This window comes from Paenibacillus sp. FSL H7-0918 (assembly GCF_038007025.1).
Taxonomy (GTDB): domain Bacteria; phylum Bacillota; class Bacilli; order Paenibacillales; family Paenibacillaceae; genus Paenibacillus_AQ; species Paenibacillus_AQ odorifer.
In genome coordinates, this window is sequence record NZ_JBBOWJ010000003.1 from 633,725 (window position 1) to 651,745 (window position 18,021).

An 18,021-nucleotide genomic window follows, 5' to 3' on the forward strand; every position below is an offset into this window, starting at 1 on the left:
CAATCGAATAGATATTGGCGAATTCTTACTCCATTATGAGTAAGAATTCGCCTTTTTTGTGTTTTATAGTTTTATACTCTCCTTTTATATCTTCTGCTGATAGTATTAGGTTCAGATGCAAATCTCTACATACTGAAGTACAACTAAGCAAGAATTATCAAAATCCCTTTAAATAGGTGAGGTATATTAATACCAGGGAGGTGATTAGGCTGTATTACAAGATGATTCACAATAGTATTGAATTTATTGAGAACCATTTGGAAGAAGAATTGAATCTGGACGGAATTGCGAAAGTGGCTGGATTCTCCAAATATCATTTCCACCGGCTCTTTCAGAAATATGTCGGCAAAAGTGTAGCTGAATACATTCGTTCCCGTAGGTTGAGTTCTGCTGCCCAACTGCTGCTCTATTCCGAAGAACGCATTCTAGATATTGCACTGCTTTATGGTTTTGATAGTCAAGAGGCTTTTACAAGAGCTTTTAAAGGACTTTATGCTCTCCCCCCAGCCCAATACAGGTCGCAGATAAAACTATTGATTCAGGAAAGAGAGGAATTTACCATGTCCGAAATTAAAGGTTGGTTCATCACCGGAACATCCCCCAGCAAATATAAGGCATCATTAGATATGCAGATTTACCATAAGGGAAGGAACTCTGTATCACTGGAATGCGCAGAAACTGAACCACCTGAAGAGAACGAATTTGGTACTCTAATGCAGCAGTTTGATGCAAAAAATTATCTTGGGAAGCGGATGCGGTTTGCCGGCTTTATCCGGACCGAAGAAGTCAGCGACTGGTGCGGCTTATGGATGCGTATTGATGACAAGCTCCAGAATATGCTGGGTTTTGACAACATGCAGTACAGAAGTATTAAAGGAACTGCTTCCTGGAATTTTTACGCTTGTGTGCTGGATATCCCGGCAGAGGCGGATTGTATCAACATTGGTATTCTCCTATCGGGATCAGGAAAGATTTGGCTAGATGACTGCACATTTGAAGAAGTAGACCTGGACGTTCCCGTCACTGATTCCCGTGCACGGACAGAAGAATTTCCGACGGAACCACAGAATCTGAAGTTTGAAGCCTAAAGTCTTCTTATCGGACGGAAAGTTTTGAGGAGTGATCTATTCTTTGTGTTAATTATGAAAATCATTAAGGCGGCCATCAATTTTTTACGGATTTGTTATCTGGGAATCTGCATTGAAAGTGGAATCACTCCACATGATGATCTTGATTTCTACTCATACGCCAATTTTAATCGCCACAATTAATGCAGATAGTGCCTCGGAATAAAAAACAGGATACCCTTCGGAGTATCGAAGTAAGGTATCCTGTTTAAGATTCGTTAATTGAACTCGTATACTTAGAATACTTTCGTTGTCCAATCTTCGCAATTCCAGATATCGGTTACGATGTCCTGATAAAAATCGGGTTCGTGAGAAATCATAAGAATGCTTCCTTTGTATGCTTTTAGAGCGCGTTTCAGTTCATCTTTGGCATCGATATCCAAGTGGTTCGTTGGCTCATCTAATACAAGAATATTAGTTTCGCTATTAATCAGCTTACATAGACGAACTTTAGCCTTTTCCCCACCACTTAGTACAGCAATCTTACTCTCAATATGCTTCGTGGTTAATCCGCATTTAGCTAGAGCAGCACGTACTTCGAATTGTGACAGAGACGGGAATGTATCCCAGATTTCCTCAATACAAGTCTTGTAATTGCCTTCCTTCATCTCTTGCTCAAAATAGCCAATCTCCTGATGGTATCCACGTTCTACCGAACCGGACAAAGCAGAGATTTCACCTAAAATGCTGCGCAGCAAAGTTGTTTTACCAATTCCGTTTGCCCCAACCAACGCGATCTTCTGTCCACGCTCCATCAACAAATTAAGCGGTCTGGACAATGGAGAGTCGTAGCCAATAACCAATTCTTTTGCTTCGAAAATCATCTTGCCGGCAGTTTTACCTTCTTTAAAGTTAAACTGTGGTTTCGGTTTCTCCTTGGCAATCTCGATGATCTCCATCTTGTCGAGCTTCTTCTGTCTGGACATCGCCATGTTACGGGTAGCCACGCTGGCTTTGTTACGAGCTACGAAATCCTTCAGCTCTGCTATTTCTTGCTTCTGGCGATTATAAGCAGATTCAAGCTGTTGTTTTCTCATTTCGTAGACTTGTTGGAATTGCTCATAATCACCCACATAACGGGTCAGCTTTTGATTTTCCATATGGTAGATCAGGTTGATAACACTATTCAAGAATGGCATATCATGTGAGATCAGAATAAAAGCATTATCATACTCTTGAAGGTAACGTCTCAGCCATTCAATATGCTGCTCATCCAAATAGTTAGTAGGCTCATCGAGGAGCAAAATATCTGGTTTTTCAAGCAATAGCTTAGCAAGCAAGATTTTTGTGCGTTGACCACCACTAAGATCGGCTACATCGCGATCCAATCCAATGTCAGTAATCCCTAGTCCACGCGCGGTTTCTTGTACTTTCGCATCGATCATGTAAAAGTCTTGATTTGTAAGTGTATCTTGGATGGTACCTACTTCTTCAAGCAGCTTTTCCAGCTCTTCAGGTGAAACGTCACCCATTCTGCCATACATATCGTTCATCTCTTGCTCAAGATCGAACAGGTACTGGAAAGCACTTCTGAGTACATCTTGAATCGTCATTCCTTTGGTTAACACTGCATGCTGATCGAGGTAGCCAACACGCACCCGCTTGGACCATTCGACTTTACCTTCATCAGGTTGCAGTTTGCCTGTAACAATATTCATAAAAGTGGATTTTCCTTCGCCGTTAGCGCCGAATAATCCGATATGCTCGCCTTTTAGGAGACGGAATGAAACATCCTTAAAGATCGCACGATCTCCAAAGCCATGACTTAATCCTTCAACATTTAATATGCTCATTTATGGACACCTTTTTCTTATTTTTCTCGCTATATTATAAGCAGGATTAGCTAAAAACTCAATGGAGAAGCAAAAAAATATCATTTTATGGGCTAATCCGCGAGCAATTTTAGTTTTGTGGACCGTCACTTGCCGAGAATGGGATTACGCTGGCGATTGCTCGTCATCTTTTATATGATAGTATGCATAGATACACATTGGAGTTGACTTGAGAACTAAGGAGAATTAGAAATGAATAAACTTGTATTTTTTCTTGGTCCAGCTGGAGCAGGCAAAACAACGTTAGCTAAAGCGATTGCTTCGCGGCGCAAAATACCTTTTTTCGATATGGATATCTTACTACGGCCTGCTGCTGACGCGATAATGACTTTACACGGACTGGATCCGGCAGATAGAGACTCAGCAGAGTACAAAAGGTTATGCCGCGATTTAGGTTATCGAATCACTATGGATGCTGCGCTGGATAATATAGGCTTGGACGTCGATGCTTTTGTAGTTGGTCCCTTTACCAAAGAGGCGGCCAATCCTGACTGGATCAGCCATGAGTTAGCTCGGATCGGGCGTTCCCTTCATGATGTTGAGGTCAAGGTTGTCTTGGTAGGGTTAGCCAACGAGGAATTGTACCTTGAACGAATTCAAGACAGACAATCACCACTAGATGAATGGAAGTTCCAGCATTGGAATGAATTCCGCACTTCTCTTGGCAACCGTACGGTAGAATGGCCGCTCCCGGCTGAAAATATTGCGTTGATCGACAATTCTAACCCGGATATTAATGCTACTGTTGCGGCAGTAGAACAATTTATATACGGCTAAACTTTCGGACCCAGATGACGTTATTTCCACTTTTATCACCTTTTGTGCAGAGTTTCGGACCCCAGTGCAGCTATTCGTTAGAAAAGTGCGCGTGGGGCGTGTTTTTCGCGCCAATAGCGACTATGCGGTCCGTTAGGATTGCAAAAGTGCGATAATGCTGCGCTTAGGGTCAGCAGAGTCCGTTAGCTGCTGCGTCACCCGTAAAATAGCGAGAGCAAACGATGTTTGAGGTTTGGACAAAGAGCCTTGGCTAAACTTTCGGACCCAGATGACGTTATTCCCACATTTATCAGCTTTTGTGCAGAGTTTCGGACCCCAGTGTAGCTATTCGTTAGAAAAGTGCGCTTGGGGGATGGTTTTCGTGCCAATAGCGACGATGCGGTCCGATAGAATTGCAAAAGTGCGATAATGCTGCGTTTAGGGTCAGCTGAGTCCGATAGCAGCAGCGTTCGCGTCAAATAATGAGAGCAAACGATGTTTGAGGCTTGGACGAAGAGTTTTGGTTAGACTATCGGACCCAGATATCGTTATTTCCACTTTTATCACCTTTTGTGCAGGGTTTCTGACTCAGATCACGTTATTCCCAAAATTCTTTTATTGAATATACTTCTGACTGACCAAATCATCAGCAAGCACCGCGGTTGGTATCACAAATTCAACGGAGCCCATATAACCCGGTGCGACATCGTATTTGTTAAACACAATCACAAGCTTACCTTCGGTGTTGATATAAAAGCTCTGATCCTTCGTAATGGAGGTAAACTGATCCGTTGGTACATCATCGCCATACTCAGGGATCCAGTAAACTTTCTCAGAGTCTGCTTTCATTTGGGCAATCATCTGTTCTTTAATATTTTCGCTGATGCGTTCAATGTATTGATCATCTTTAAATAGCATTGGCAATGTAATAAGGATCTGGTTCTCTTTGTCTATCGTATCAAAAGTAACTTCCATTGAAGATGAACCAGCGGTTTCCTCAACATATCTGCCAATGGAGAAAATGCGCTCATTATCCGTTTTCACTTCATAACCTACATCCAGCCCCAAATGGCCCCCACCTTGTTCCTTCAACGCTTCGATCTCCGCTTGGAACTTTTCGTATAGTGCTTTATTCTCACTTAAATATTTGCTGTTCAATCCAAGCTCCAGTTCTTTGTTTTCCATATCCGTAACGGCTGGAACCTTGATATTTGCATCGTAGTTCTCTTCTTCTACAACGTATTCTTTAATAGTTAGTACTTTTATTATCCGATCTACGCCTGGAATGGAAGATAATGCACTAGCTACGGTTGTACTGGTGTTTATGGCTACTAGAAAAATAACTGCGGCCGCACCAACACTGGCCACCCACTTAGTTGTCGTGTGTTTTTTTCTATTGGCTTTAAGTGACTGCTTTATAGAACGGTTTACAATCAAATCAAGTTCATCCGGAATGGGAATATCGGTATACTCTTTATGTAATTCTTGTATTCTTTCGTCCATCTTACTTTATCTCCTTTAAGGCTTCATCATTCAGCTTCACCCGCAATAACTGAAGGGCCTGATACAGCCTTGTCTTTATTGTATTGGTGTTCTCATTAAGAACTTCAGCCACTTCATTAATCTTCATATCCTCAAAATATCTAAGCACAATCACACTTCGGTATTTCGCCGGCAGCTCTTCCAGTGTTCTTTTCAAATCCATATCTGTATAGCTATCCTCAACAGCCGGACTATAGGTTTCTATTATCTCTGGCTCCATCGTCTGAACCTTCTTGTTTCTGCGCAAAAAGTCTAAGGAAGTATTCACGACAATCCTGTAAAACCAGCTTTTCACGGCATCGTGATCCTTTAGCAAATCCATTCGTGTCATCGCTTTATAAATAGAATCCTGCACAATGTCGAGGGCATCCTCTTTGTTTTTCACATAACTGTAAGCAAGCCGGTATACATTTTCTTTGTTTTCTTTGATACATCGCGTCAATATTTTCTCGGTTTTCCTATTCAACATGGTCGATTATCCTTCTCTGTTTGTGATCTGGTGTTGTAACAGGAGTAAGACGTTTGGTGAGTATAAAAAAGTTTGGAGATTCCAAATAAATTATTTATTTTCTTTTTCCAAAGCTTTAATTAGAATTGATGCATAATACTTGGCACCCTCACGTTTCAAATGAACACCATCTTTGTAGAAGTAGTCGTCTTTTCCTTCACTAGCTGAGTACCAGTCTACTATGGTCGTATTCCTGAATTCACTGGAAACTTTTGAAAGGGTGGAATTCACAGTCTGCTCCCACTTTCTCGGCACACGTGTATTGACCAAAAGAATCTGCTCCGCATCGCTTAACGAGTTTAGTAGTTTACGTAATTGCTTGGAGTTAAAAGCTCCATTCGTCCCCAGCTCTATGATCATCCGCTCCCCTAAGCGTCCTTGTGCTCTAAGCTGATCAACCACCTCCTGTGCCTGCATCATCTGTCTGCCGACCTTTCCATCGATAACAATACCAGGGAGACTTTCTACCAAAAATGGTGCTGCATCCAAAATGACAGAATCGCCAATGGCCGTAATATTCTTTCCAGTTTGATTTTTCCCGGTTACCGCTATGTTTCCTTCTGGTTCAACTTGTTTCTCTTCAGTGTCAGGTTTTTGCTTTTCAACATCAGTCGTATCTTTTTCTACGGGTGGTGCCAATGAGTTGTGATCTATTGGATCTTGCGCTATTCCCTCTTGCTGTACATTCTGCTTATCTGCAACTTCGATTGGAAGTGTGTCAGATTCAGCGTTGGATAAATATCCATTGCAGGCAATCGGAATAAGAATCAAAAAGATCATGGTCATAAGAAAGACTGGGCGGTAGCTGCGGCGTTGTTTTGCACTCCAATTGTTCCAAATGTTTCTTAATGATCCCCGCCGGAGCGGCTCCTCGACATATTTGTATGATAAGGCTGCCAGTAGAAAACTTCCTGCTAACTGAAGGATAATTCGAAGCACGCCGCTCTCATCTGGATTCCCATTAGGGCTGGTAAGAATTATTACGGGATAATGCCAAAGGTATAAGCTATATGAACGTACACCTATCCATCGCAAGGGTTTACAGCCCATTTTCCGTCCAAGAGAGCTGGCAGGATGAGCAAGCACTGCAATCACTACTGCAGTAATGATAGAGATGATCAAAAATCCACCCCGATATAGTGATTCATCAAACTCGTTAACCCGGTAAACTAGCACTATTAATACCAGCAGTCCCAGAGCACCAATGATATCAAACATATAACGAGATCTTTCTGTGACTGTATTTTTAAGTTTCTGACTAGGCCATGCAACGGCAAGCGCCGCTCCAATTAGAAGTGCAAATATGCGAGTATCTGTTCCATAATAGACCCTGCTTGGATCTGTGCCCGGTACATAGAACATAGCCATGGCTAAAGCTGAGACAGCAGCACAAGCCAGAATCCAGGCAATAAGTTTACCTCGACGAGGTATGATCTTTAGTCCTAATACGAGCAGCAGCGGCCATAGAATATAAAACTGTTCTTCAATAGAAAGTGACCATAAATGTCCGATCGGAGAAGGAGGTCCAAAACTTTCGAAGTACGAAACATCATGAAATATTAACCACCAGTTATTAACGTAAAATAGTGATGACATGAAATCTCCTGTCAGCCCATTTAATCTCGTGGGATCTATGATTAAGAGCCATATGGTGACAACGATCAGCATGACTATCGTCGCCGGCAGCAACCTCCGTGCTCTACGTATCCAAAAGTCCAGAAGGTCCAATCTTCGATGACGCTCCCATTGGTTAATGATTTGGTCTGTGATGAGATAACCCGAGATCACAAAAAAGATTCCCACTCCCAGCAGTCCACCCCCAGCCCATTTCAAATTCAAATGATAGGCTATGACAGCGAGTACGGAAAAAGCTCTTAGTCCATCAATACCAGGCATATAACGCTTGTTGTCATTCATTCTGTTTCAGTCCTTACCCTTAATTTGTTGTTCATAGGCAGGACGCAGGAGCAGCTCAAAAAGTTCTTTAAACTGGCTAATCTGTTATCAAAAGTAAAAAAAACACCCGCGCAAGAATTACCCTGCGGGATGTTTTTAATAAATCAAACTACTTTCACAAACTTCTAAATGGTTATTTCTGAACTTCAACCTGAAGAATTTCTGATACGAATTGAACAGGTACATAGGTTTTGTTATCTTGCAGAACAGGTGCGGCACCTAAAGCTTTAGGAGTCATTTTTGCGAAGAAGTATGAATCTTTGTTAAGCGTAACACTTGTCCACTGTGCTCCTTTCATCAACTCAGCGGTTTTGGTAGACTGATTCCATTTCAATTCATAGTTTAGTTGACTGGCCACATCACGAAGCGATACCATGAGCACGCCTTTCTTATTCGTGAAAGTAGCTACTTTTTTCAAATCAAGCTTAGTTGTATCCGTTGAACTATGATTTAAGCTGAACCGAAACTCTGGTGAACCTACATAACCTGGCGCAATGCTGTATTTAGGGAATACGATTACTAAGTTACCTTTATCGATATAGAACGACTGCTCAGTTGAAGTTCCTGTGTACTCTTCTAAGAAATATTTATCTGAATCCTTTTTAATCGCTGCCAGAATGTCTGCATCGAGCTTCTCTTTGTAGTTAGCGCCCAGTAGATCCGTTAGCGCAACAGGTTCTGCCTCAGCTATATTTTTCACATTATAAGTATCGATCCGCGGCATGCTTGTTCCACCTTCAGAACCTTCAGTAGTAACAGTCAAGGAGATAACGCCTGCTGGAGAACCTGTTCCATCTGATTTCAGATCATAAGTAATATAAAGAGTATAAGGATGAAATTCCATTTGATCAGCCTGTGCTTTTTTGCCCATTTCTGCGGCGTCTTTCTCCCACTGTGCCAGATCCTTTTCAGCATGAGAGAGGATAATATCGTTCAGTTCATCTTGATAATGAGTATCCAGCATTCCTGTTAGCTGTGGTACTTTTAAATCTGCAATCAGGTATTTACTTGTTGTGTTAAGTACTTTTTCTTGCACTTTTATGCCAGCAAGGACTGGTGCTTTCGACGGTAAAGCCGCAGAAACATTAGCTGTTACTTGTGTGGAAACCATAGCATGAACCGGTAAAGAAACTGCACTCACTCCCATAATGGCTACACATCCAACTGCACTCATTTTAAATAGATTTTTTGTTCTTTTGTTCATATCTCGTCATCCTCCATCTCTATTTATAAGTGCCTTCCGATGACACTCATTAGCTAGGACGCAGGAGGACCTCTAAAAAGTTTGCTGGTTTTCTAATTTAAATATAATTTCCTCAACTTCTGTACCCCGTAACTCTACGTAAAAAGGCTGCACCTCATCATTTAGACAATACTCCAGCCGCAGTCTGAGGTTTTTCCATGTGACCATTTCCAATGCTTGTTCTATCGAGAAAAACCCAACTTCTAAGCTCTCGGAACTAGTAGCAGGTTCGCCGCCGATGGCTTTCCCTAGAAATAGGTTAGTACAAATAGATCGATCAACATTTTGAAAAACTCCGCAGAACTTATTAATCTCTATATCAATGCCCGATTCTTCTTTGGCTTCCCTGATTGCTGCTTCTATAAGGGACTCCTCCTCTTCAACCTGTCCGCCTGGCATCTCCCATCCTCTACGTGGACCTTTTATTAATAAGATTTCTTCTTGATCATTGAATACAACTGTAGCTGCTGAAAGAATATGTTTGGGGGGATTCATATCCATTGTTACCTCGCTCTAAATTTATTCTAAGCCCTAATTAATTCTGAATACAGGTCCTTTGGGTGAGAAAGGCAAGTCATTTCCCTTGGGCAAGATATAAGCATGGTCTCTTTTAATGGTCAGCTTGTCACAATAACCATCTGTAATAATTAGAAGTGGTCCTTTTTTCGGAAAATCCTCAGCTTGTTGAATCAAATCAATAGCTGGTTGTAAGATCGTTCCCCCTCTTCCCTTCACTTGTACCCGATCCGCGATAGCCTCCGGGGGCATGTAACCTGCATCATAAGGACAAGCATCACAAAAGATAATCCGTGCAAAAGGAACATCACGAGCCTGCGCATAACTTGAAATGGCCCCTAATGCTTTGGCCAGAAGCTTTTTATCCATTGAGCCTGAGGTATCTAAAATAACTCCAAAAGTGCGGCCATCATCTGCAGCACCGCTATGAACCCACTGTGGTCGAGGGATATCAGGCGTAGAAGATTGACGTCTGCTAATTCGTGAATAAGATCTGGTCTTCTCAAGCGGTGAGAAATAATGATCAAACCAACGAGCAAGCTCTACATCCCATTTAATAGGTGGCTGGCCCAGCGCTCTAATCTCTTCAACTAGGCCTGATGGCAAAAGACCGCGACTATGCTCTTCATGATACATAAGTCCTTGTTGCATAGCATTTTTACAGAAATCATCTAGTGTCTGTCCTTCTCTCGCATCCCAAAAACTTGATGAACCGTTATCTAAAATGTCACCAAGTCCATTCCCTCTCAAGGTTGCCAGTTTCTTATAAGTGCGGATATCTCCGACCATACGATCATAAATCGTTTCAGCAGATAAACCTTTAAGCTCAGGATCTAATAAGAGTCCAATTCGCGGATACTCCCCTACACTCATTTCTACTAGCCATAGATTTATTACGTAGTCACAAGCCACATTCCAAAGATAATGATCCCGGCCAAGACATCGCTCGTGATGCTGAAGCCCCGCGTGCAGTAGCTCATGCGCCATCACGAAAATACACTCCTCATCGTTTAGTCCGGCTGCAGGGTTCATAAATATTTTGCGCTCAATAACGTCAATGGCAGCTATGGAAATATCAAATCGCCGACATATCGCTGGATCTTCTATAATCTCAAAGCCGGCGGCAAGCGCACCTAATAAAGGATATCTGTCCATAAACCATCGTTTTGCACGTTGTGGAGCGGTTAATGAAAGTGTAGGGTCACTAATAGTATTAGCATGGCCTCCAGCAACACTTACTGCATTCGTCACAGCATTAGATAACCCATAAGCAAAATAGGCTTCCCAATCCGGTGCTTTTCCCCAGTATCTTTTGGTGGTTTCTCTAACATTCATATCCAGTTTTGAAACACCCGCAGTCCCAAAATATCTGGAGGTGTCCGGAATTCCTTTTATCATAAACTGCTCGTAAAGCTGTTGTTCATCTTTAATTGTAAGATCAATTCGCGACTCCATATCTGCGGGTACTTTCCCAAGCTTCAAGTCATTTAAAAACTTTGCTATGTACACATCACATGCAACGTTCCACGCCACTTGATTCTCTTTAATCTTTAAATGTCCAAGACCTAAATGAAGATAACAATGTGCCAAAACGTACATCCATTCAGCAACCTCGCCACGCCGTTTAGGATGAGTGTAAATGTAACCGTTATTAGTGACAATTGCCCAGCCGTCTTCAGGATAGGGACTATTTTCATTATGAATAATCGAAGCTCGAACAGATAACGGCGCAAAAATAGGATGATCCGCGATTAACGAACATGCTTCATTAAAATTTTTCAAAGCGGGATTATCTGGAGTTGTTTTTTTAGCCATATTTACCCCCGCTCTTTTATTGCAAGACGTGGTAAATCACGTACAATTTCAACCATTAACCAATCTGGAATATTATCACTTTGCTCCTGCTTAGCAACTACTAGCTGTGCAATTTCAAAGCTAATGACGGACAGGTCTTTAATCAGCTTTTTAACAGTGTGTGCAAATTGGCGATGTCCATCTCGTACGTTATCTTTAATCGGAGGGAGTTCTTTGATAATCTGGGCACGCAAGGATTGCGCCAGGAAATACAGGAGATCCCGATCTTCTGGAGCCGTTGGAAATGAGGATTTACCATCTATAATTTGATTAAGTTCATATTTTCCAGTTAGATTTTTATAAAAAGCCCTGAATTGTGTGGCGTGAGCAGGTGTCAGTGAACCATTCGCTAAAATCCCCACGGTATCCGCATTTATATCATCGCCAAACTCATGTAGTGCATCACTAAGCATATGCCAAGAGCGTGGCGTGGAGAAAGGCTCTTCAGTCTTTGGAGGTGCACTCCACAAATGATCGGGACGCAATTCCAGATATTCAATAACCATAGGATGAATGTTATGCTCATATGCCCAAGAGATCCAATTTTGAAACGATACATTTAACTGTATATGGAACATCCGATTGATAAGCGCGGAGGACATAGGTTTAACAATTGCACTATCTTGTGCACGGTTACCAGCTCCTATTACTATAGAGCCCTCAGGTAGGTGATAATCGCCTATGCGGCGTTCGTGGATGAGACTATAAAAAGCTTTTTGCACTTCTTGAGAACAGGCATTAAGCTCGTCCAGGAACAAACAATAAGGTTCATCCCGAGCAATCATTTTTGGAGGACAGAATTGGCTCTTACCGTTAACGATTTGCGGGACTCCAATGATGTCTTCAGGTGCTAATTGAGAACCTAATAGAGACACACAAGGAAGACCCACCTGATCAGCAAAAGCTTCTACTAGCGAAGATTTCCCAATACCAGGCGCCCCCCAGATAAAAACAGGGCGAATCACAGAAACGTTTAGAAGTACTTGCATAAGTTGAATAGGTGTTACTGGCGTTGCTAGATTCAAATAAATGCTCCTTTTTTAATGTATTGATAATAACGATAACTATACACAGTATAACAAATAATTCATTAGCTCAGGAACGAACTTCAACAACAATATTATCAACCCACTCTATTTCATTCGAAAAAACAAACCTTTTCTTGACGAGATATAAAAAAGGATGATATATTGTTTCACGCTTTAATAATTAAGTAGTTAATCATTTAGTTGTTATCTAAAATTTAATGGAATTACTTATTCCGCCCTATTTCATAACTTTAGGAGGCGTGATTTGGCTAATAATGAAGATTTTCTTCAGATATCTACTATGTTCAAATCCTTTTTAAAAGGAATCTCTCAAGATTGGAACAAACAAGACTACCCCCTAAATATTACACAGTTCAAAACCCTCAGGACTTTATCTAAGAACGGTCCACAAAACGTATCACAGATTGCTGCAGCTCTTGGTATTACCTCAGCAGCAATTACAGGCGTAACAGACCAATTAATCGCTGAAGATTACGTAAATAAGGAACGCGCCAAGGATGATCGAAGAGTGGTACACATCACCATTACGCAGAAAGGAGAAGCAACGATTAAAGAGGTGCAGGAACGCCATCAAGAACTTATGGAATCTTACTTTAAGATACTGCCCGATGAAGATATTGAGCATTTAAGAAGAATTTTCGCAGTAATAATTTCTGATTTAGACAAGAGATAAAATTTAAAAAGTGGCGGGGAAACAATCGAATGGAACATTTATCCAGCAAACGAAAACTTAGTATTATGATAGCTATTATGGCTGCAATGCTGTTCGCAGCGATTAATCAGACAATTACAAGTACTGCTATGCCGCGTATAATCGCAATTCTTGATGGCATGGATTACTATACTTGGACTATTAACATTTATTTATTAACATCAACAATAGCAACCGTTCTTGTCGGTAAGTTATCTGATATGTTCGGACGTAAACCCTTTCTATTAGCAGGTATTCTATTATTTATGGTTGGGGCTTTTCTGACAGGAACATCTTCCGATGTTTATCAATTTATCATTTATCGTGGGATTCAAGGGGTAGGTGCAGGTATTATTCAATCCACCGCATTTACTGCCGTAGGTGACTTATTCCCTCCGCGTGAACGTGGTAAATGGATGGGGTTGATGATGGCCGTATTCGGTTTCTCCAGTGTGCTTGGACCAACGCTTGGAGGCTTTTTGATCGACAATATGGATTGGCATTGGCTGTTCTGGATCTTCCTACCGCTTGGTGTAGTGGCCTTCGTGATGATTCTTACCTTATTTCCTAAAGGCAAACGCGGAGAGTCAACCAGCATCGACTATTTAGGTTCCTTGTTAATGACAACTACCATCGTTCCTCTACTGCTTGCCTTCACCTGGGCAGGTACAGAATATGATTGGGGTTCTTCGCAAATTCTCGGCCTGTTGGCGGGAACAGTCGTTTCGGCACTTCTCTTTATTTTTGTCGAATCCAAAGCTAAAAATCCAATACTCCCGCTTCATCTATTTAAGAATAGTGTAGTTACCATATCTAATATTATTGGTTTTATTATGAACTTCGGTATGATGGGAGCTATGATCTATCTTTCCTTCTTCGTACAAGGTGTTCTGGGGATCTCCGCGACATATGCAGGGTATGTTACTATGCCAATGTCGATCGTTATGGTTGTAGCCAGTGCCCTTACCGGTCAAAAGATGGCGAAAAAAGGGAAGTATAAACGTTACGCATTAATTGGAATACCCATTATGATTGCCGGTATGACAATTATGGTATTTATGAATAATGTACCGATGGCTGTCCTAAGTATGATTGTGTTTGGTCTTGGGTTAGGATTGGGGATGCCAGTATTCTCACTAGCTACTCAAAATGCGGTTTCACACACAGAACTAGGTGTAGTAACGGCCTCCTCACAATTATTCCGTAATTTAGGCGGTACGATCGGTATCGCAGTCATGGGTACCGTTATGTCCAATAGTCTTACTAAAAACTTGAAGGAAGCTCTGCAATCGTCATCAGCACCGGATTTCACACAGATAGATCCAAAACTTGCTGAGCAAATACTCTCCTTCGCTAATCCACAGGCATTAATGAACAAACCATTGCTTGAACAGACTCAAGCTAGTCTGCCAGCCGATGTACAGCCTGTCTTCTTACAAATGATTGAGGGTATCCGTGATGCTTTAGGACAGACATTGTCATCCGTGTTCTTAACCGGAACCATTGTGCTTGTTGTAGCTTTCGTGCTTGTCTTCTTCCTGAAGGAGCTTCCACTTCGTACTTCTAACCAAATGCCAGTTCCTGAAGAAGCTGAACAGGACCTGTCAAACATGAAATCTTCAAAACTTGCAGTGGATAAAGCCTAACCGCAAATTATTTTGAAGCTGACTATAAAACAACAAAAACTGCAACGTACTCATGCGTAACTGAGTAAGTTGCAGTTTTTGTGTTGATCTATTATTTTACAGGTGAAAGCTCATCTTCTGTTACCCACTTATGATTTTTCACTTCATCTCCACCCGTAGTAGGTTTGTAATTAATCATATAGACAGTGGTTTTTTCTGCTGAGTTAATCTGAGCCGTTGCACCCTTCATATCCTTCATATGATCAGCTTCCATAATAACCTCTGAGCCTGGTTGATAGGATATATCATCTGCTTCTTTTATTTCTTCATGAATAATCCACTTATGATTTGTGACCGGTTGACCTCCTGTAGTAGGTCTATAGGAAACATTATATGCTGTCGTCTCATAAGCTCCCACAATTGTCGCAATGGCTCCCTTCATCCCTTCCATATGGTCAGTTTGGATCACAGCTTCACTTCCTACTTTGTAAGTAGGATTCTCCGCTACCCTCAGATCTTTTGGAACTTCACCTGAACTTGAATGTGAGTTATGTTCCATTTGTGTATCGTTAGAAGACATCTGATTGCCATAGCTATTGTCATTACTACAAGCACTTAAGCTGAAAGCAGCTGCGACGACTAGTAGAAATAATTGCTTTTTCATATAAAAGACCTCCGAAATTTTATCTGCCTATAAGTATTATTTTACCCATTTCAGAAAATCACAAACGGAACTAAGGATTTACAGTTTGTAAAACAGTAATTTATTTTCCATTAAATGAGTGTTGTCTCAATGATTAAACTATATTTATAATGTTTTCTGAAAGGAGGCTACTATAATGAAGACTAAAATATTCACTTTGTTGCTTCTTTTGGGTCTGGTGGGCATGGCTACTATGATCGGTTCTGCTAATGCAGCTCCGCTATTAACCATAGGAAGTTCTTCAGGAGATGTATGGGATCTACAATATAGATTAAAAACCCTTGATTTCTATACTGAGCCCTTAGATGGGGTATACGGATCACAAACGAAAGCAGCGGTTGCTAAATTTCAAAAGGCCTATGGCATAAGCGCTGATGGAATTTCGGGGACAAAAACTTGGAATATTTTAAAAAAACACACACTTAATATTAATGAAATGGATATTTTGGCTAAAGTTATCTACAGTGAGTCTCGCGGTGAGCCTTATGTTGGACAAGTTGCAGTGGGTGCAGTAGTCATGAATCGTATACAATCTAGTCAATTTCCTGACAATATTAAAGAAGTTGTATTCCAAAAAGGAGCTTTCACAGCCGTATCTGACGGCCAGTATTGGCTTACACCAAATCAGACAGCTTATTTAGCTGCTCTTGATGCTGTTCGAGGTTGGGACCCCACAAACCATTCAATCTATTATTTCAATCCCGATACAGCAACTAGTGCATGGATTTGGTCACGTCCGCAAAACTTAAAAATTGGTAAGCATATATTTGCAAGTTAATTACATCAAATAGCTAAGATCAACAAAAGCCGATCTAACTACGATAGTTAGATCGGCTTTTATTATTAAACCTATTCGGTTGTGTTAGCATCCATTTCAAGCACTAAAGCCACCAAATATTGCAGTGAATTGTACTTATAAGCTTTTGCTTTTAGGAATGAATTCTTAAACATAACTTCGAAATCCCCTTTTATGGATTCGATAATTCTGATTGGTTATTGAATGTAAAAATCATCTTTAATTCATCATCATATGACTTCCCGCATTCCTCTAAATAACTATCCCCAGTGTATTCTTTTAAAGTTTTCCTCCAAAAATGCTGTGCTCTCCTATTTGTATCCGTGGGATTCGTTTGTAGCTCCCAGTTACCCAAATGAAGCTTAAAGACTTCCTTAGCCGCATATTCAGCGAGCCCCTTACCACGGAAAGGCCGTAGAATAAAAAATTCATTCAAATAGAATTCACAAGCAGACGGAGTATATGGTGGTGTAGCAACTAATGCAAACCCTATTGGAATATCATTTTCTTTTATTAAATAAGGATACAAAATGCCAGCTTTCTCCCACCAAATGTCGAAGACTTTATTCTGTTCCTGCAGTGACTGTGTCTCGTCCTCCTCGAATACCCCGTATCGATTAGGAATCATCCCCCATATTTCTGATAGATCGTGTAAGTATAGTGGGTAAAGGTTGTTAATAATAAACTTCGAGGCACTGTCAGTTAAGGTGATTGTGATATTCATGTCGTTCCCTCCCTACCTTCTGTCGAATTCCTGAATATATTTATGGAGATCACTAAAATATTATGGTTACTGGAACAAGCTTAATCTCCATCATACCTCCACAAGTTCTTGTCTAATGTCACTTCTTTTTTAGTATAATTACGACCTCGCTCTAGTTATATGCCATATTCGATTAGAATTAATTTTTATATAATGTCACCATTTATATTTGATAATTAAGTTAACCGTACCTACTGTACTTCTATATACTCGTCTTAACTTTTGCGGATACAGTACAAACCTCACGCATATTATAATTGTATAAAAATGGGAGGTGCGCTCAGATATGCCGGATCCTTTTGATTCGAGATCTCTAGATGAAATAAGATTCTGGTCACGAATCATCAAAGAACACTCTTTTTTTCTTAAACCTTGGGTTTCGTTGTGAAGACACGCAACTAATTAATGAAGCAAACCATTTCTATGCCACATTCGAAGCCATAGAGAATAAATCACTCGGATTCACTGTGGATTCTGATCCAGTAGTAATATGGAAGTTTAATGAGGAAGTTCATAGTGCAGCATCACATATCTGGGCGTTTAAAAGGAAAATACTAGGTCTAATTCTACAATGTAAGCTTCCAGGCGGAACGAACTTCCCCTTATTAGTGGATCATGTCAGTAGGGAAGCCAACTATTTTCGAAATCGACTGTAAGAACTGAATCAGGGTAGGTTAGATCTTTTATCAGACGCAATTATTAATGAAAACCAAACCCCTGCTCAGTCAGCAACTTGACGAGAATAAAGTCTCAGTTAAATCTCTCCGTGACTTTAAGAAAACGGCACGTGATCTTATTGAGGAATGCCGAATAAAGAGCATCATCCATCCATTGCTTGCGGATCATGTATTCCGAGAAGCAGAACGATTCCTGTATATAATTGATGCATTTGAAGCCTCTTTGAATATGAATAAACAAATCGTATAGCATTACATGAAATCTATTTAAAAGCGATTAATGTTGCAATTAGAAGCAATGACAATGATGAAAGAAGCACTAAACAAAACAAAGGTTTCTAGTACAGCTATTAATGCCGCAAATAAAAAGATGGATGAATTAT

General features: G+C 40.8%; 16 protein-coding genes and 1 pseudogene. 7 read left to right on the forward strand and 10 right to left on the reverse strand.

Annotated features, from left to right (window positions below; genetic code table 11):
- Window positions 1-221: 221 nt before the first annotated feature.
- Together MHI15_RS22585 and MHI15_RS22590 are read left to right on the forward strand one after the other, a co-directional pair.
- Window positions 222-1,088 (forward strand): helix-turn-helix domain-containing protein, encoded by an 867-nt coding sequence (locus tag MHI15_RS22585; RefSeq protein ID WP_340034514.1) that lies wholly within the window; start codon window positions 222-224, stop codon window positions 1,086-1,088.
- Between the two features lie 54 nt (window positions 1,089-1,142).
- Complete coding sequence (locus MHI15_RS22590) at window positions 1,143-1,271, forward strand: hypothetical protein (protein ID WP_340034513.1); 129 nt, start codon at window positions 1,143-1,145, stop codon at window positions 1,269-1,271.
- Window positions 1,272-1,363: 92 nt separating this feature from the next.
- Here MHI15_RS22590 and MHI15_RS22595 read toward each other — a convergent pair whose 3' ends face one another.
- Entirely contained in the window at window positions 1,364-2,920 is a 1,557-nt protein-coding gene (locus MHI15_RS22595; RefSeq protein WP_036677991.1) for an ABC-F family ATP-binding cassette domain-containing protein, read from the reverse strand.
- 231 nt (window positions 2,921-3,151) lie between these two features.
- Between MHI15_RS22595 and MHI15_RS22600 the strand changes: the two genes are divergently transcribed.
- Window positions 3,152-3,736 (forward strand): AAA family ATPase, encoded by a 585-nt coding sequence (locus MHI15_RS22600; protein ID WP_076190412.1) that lies wholly within the window; start codon window positions 3,152-3,154, stop codon window positions 3,734-3,736.
- A gap of 594 nt (window positions 3,737-4,330) precedes the next feature.
- Here the strand turns inward: MHI15_RS22600 and MHI15_RS22605 are convergent.
- The 7 genes from MHI15_RS22605 to MHI15_RS22635 form a co-directional block, all read right to left on the reverse strand.
- A complete protein-coding gene (locus tag MHI15_RS22605; RefSeq protein ID WP_076125783.1) occupies window positions 4,331-5,218 on the reverse strand; it encodes an RsiV family protein in 888 nt (295 codons plus the stop codon).
- Between the two features lies 1 nt (window position 5,219).
- The gene (locus tag MHI15_RS22610) at window positions 5,220-5,726 is read right to left on the reverse strand and encodes an RNA polymerase sigma factor (RefSeq protein ID WP_076125785.1); all 507 of its coding nucleotides are present in this window, start codon (window positions 5,724-5,726) and stop codon (window positions 5,220-5,222) included.
- A gap of 90 nt (window positions 5,727-5,816) precedes the next feature.
- On the reverse strand, window positions 5,817-7,682 hold the full coding sequence (locus MHI15_RS22615; protein WP_340034512.1) for an acyltransferase family protein: 1,866 nt from the start codon (window positions 7,680-7,682) through the stop codon (window positions 5,817-5,819).
- A 172-nt stretch (window positions 7,683-7,854) separates the two neighbouring features.
- Window positions 7,855-8,925, reverse strand: coding sequence for a stalk domain-containing protein (locus tag MHI15_RS22620; protein WP_340975944.1), 1,071 nt, complete (start codon window positions 8,923-8,925; stop codon window positions 7,855-7,857).
- Between the two features lie 72 nt (window positions 8,926-8,997).
- Window positions 8,998-9,459 carry an NUDIX hydrolase gene (locus MHI15_RS22625; RefSeq protein ID WP_076125878.1) on the reverse strand — a complete coding sequence of 154 codons (462 nt, stop codon included), beginning with the start codon at window positions 9,457-9,459 and terminating at the stop codon, window positions 8,998-9,000.
- A gap of 36 nt (window positions 9,460-9,495) precedes the next feature.
- Entirely contained in the window at window positions 9,496-11,295 is a 1,800-nt protein-coding gene (locus MHI15_RS22630) for a vWA domain-containing protein (protein ID WP_341164912.1), read from the reverse strand.
- A gap of 2 nt (window positions 11,296-11,297) precedes the next feature.
- Window positions 11,298-12,359 (reverse strand): AAA family ATPase, encoded by a 1,062-nt coding sequence (locus MHI15_RS22635; RefSeq protein WP_076190418.1) that lies wholly within the window; start codon window positions 12,357-12,359, stop codon window positions 11,298-11,300.
- A 268-nt stretch (window positions 12,360-12,627) separates the two neighbouring features.
- Between MHI15_RS22635 and MHI15_RS22640 the strand changes: the two genes are divergently transcribed.
- The gene (locus MHI15_RS22640; protein ID WP_036678010.1) at window positions 12,628-13,056 is read left to right on the forward strand and encodes a MarR family winged helix-turn-helix transcriptional regulator; all 429 of its coding nucleotides are present in this window, start codon (window positions 12,628-12,630) and stop codon (window positions 13,054-13,056) included.
- A 29-nt stretch (window positions 13,057-13,085) separates the two neighbouring features.
- Window positions 13,086-14,720, forward strand: a complete 1,635-nt coding sequence (locus MHI15_RS22645; RefSeq protein WP_076217529.1) for an MDR family MFS transporter — start codon at window positions 13,086-13,088, stop codon at window positions 14,718-14,720.
- Window positions 14,721-14,811: 91 nt separating this feature from the next.
- Here MHI15_RS22645 and MHI15_RS22650 read toward each other — a convergent pair whose 3' ends face one another.
- Window positions 14,812-15,363: a YdhK family protein gene (locus MHI15_RS22650; RefSeq protein ID WP_076308528.1), complete on the reverse strand. Its 552-nt coding sequence runs from the start codon at window positions 15,361-15,363 to the stop codon at window positions 14,812-14,814.
- A gap of 175 nt (window positions 15,364-15,538) precedes the next feature.
- Between MHI15_RS22650 and sleB the strand changes: the two genes are divergently transcribed.
- The gene (gene sleB, locus MHI15_RS22655; protein ID WP_076309387.1) at window positions 15,539-16,180 is read left to right on the forward strand and encodes a spore cortex-lytic enzyme; all 642 of its coding nucleotides are present in this window, start codon (window positions 15,539-15,541) and stop codon (window positions 16,178-16,180) included.
- A gap of 190 nt (window positions 16,181-16,370) precedes the next feature.
- Here sleB and MHI15_RS22660 read toward each other — a convergent pair whose 3' ends face one another.
- Window positions 16,371-16,922, reverse strand: a complete 552-nt coding sequence (locus MHI15_RS22660; RefSeq protein ID WP_341164913.1) for a GNAT family N-acetyltransferase — start codon at window positions 16,920-16,922, stop codon at window positions 16,371-16,373.
- 325 nt (window positions 16,923-17,247) lie between these two features.
- On the opposite strand from MHI15_RS22660, the pseudogene MHI15_RS22665 reads away from it, so the two are divergent.
- A pseudogene (locus tag MHI15_RS22665) lies at window positions 17,248-17,888 on the forward strand (DUF2935 domain-containing protein).
- Window positions 17,889-18,021 lie beyond the last annotated feature (133 nt).

Coding starts and splice junctions, on each gene's coding strand:
- MHI15_RS22585 (WP_340034514.1), top strand. CDS start 222: ATGATTCACAATAGTATTGAATTTATTGAGAACCATTTGGAAGAAGAA.
- MHI15_RS22590 (WP_340034513.1), top strand. CDS start 1,143: ATGAAAATCATTAAGGCGGCCATCAATTTTTTACGGATTTGTTATCTG.
- MHI15_RS22595 (WP_036677991.1), bottom strand. CDS start 2,920: ATGAGCATATTAAATGTTGAAGGATTAAGTCATGGCTTTGGAGATCGT.
- MHI15_RS22600 (WP_076190412.1), top strand. CDS start 3,152: ATGAATAAACTTGTATTTTTTCTTGGTCCAGCTGGAGCAGGCAAAACA.
- MHI15_RS22605 (WP_076125783.1), bottom strand. CDS start 5,218: ATGGACGAAAGAATACAAGAATTACATAAAGAGTATACCGATATTCCC.
- MHI15_RS22610 (WP_076125785.1), bottom strand. CDS start 5,726: ATGTTGAATAGGAAAACCGAGAAAATATTGACGCGATGTATCAAAGAA.
- MHI15_RS22615 (WP_340034512.1), bottom strand. CDS start 7,682: ATGAATGACAACAAGCGTTATATGCCTGGTATTGATGGACTAAGAGCT.
- MHI15_RS22620 (WP_340975944.1), bottom strand. CDS start 8,925: ATGAACAAAAGAACAAAAAATCTATTTAAAATGAGTGCAGTTGGATGT.
- MHI15_RS22625 (WP_076125878.1), bottom strand. CDS start 9,459: ATGAATCCCCCCAAACATATTCTTTCAGCAGCTACAGTTGTATTCAAT.
- MHI15_RS22630 (WP_341164912.1), bottom strand. CDS start 11,295: ATGGCTAAAAAAACAACTCCAGATAATCCCGCTTTGAAAAATTTTAAT.
- MHI15_RS22645 (WP_076217529.1), top strand. CDS start 13,086: ATGGAACATTTATCCAGCAAACGAAAACTTAGTATTATGATAGCTATT.
- MHI15_RS22650 (WP_076308528.1), bottom strand. CDS start 15,363: ATGAAAAAGCAATTATTTCTACTAGTCGTCGCAGCTGCTTTCAGCTTA.
- sleB (WP_076309387.1), top strand. CDS start 15,539: ATGAAGACTAAAATATTCACTTTGTTGCTTCTTTTGGGTCTGGTGGGC.
- MHI15_RS22660 (WP_341164913.1), bottom strand. CDS start 16,922: ATGAATATCACAATCACCTTAACTGACAGTGCCTCGAAGTTTATTATT.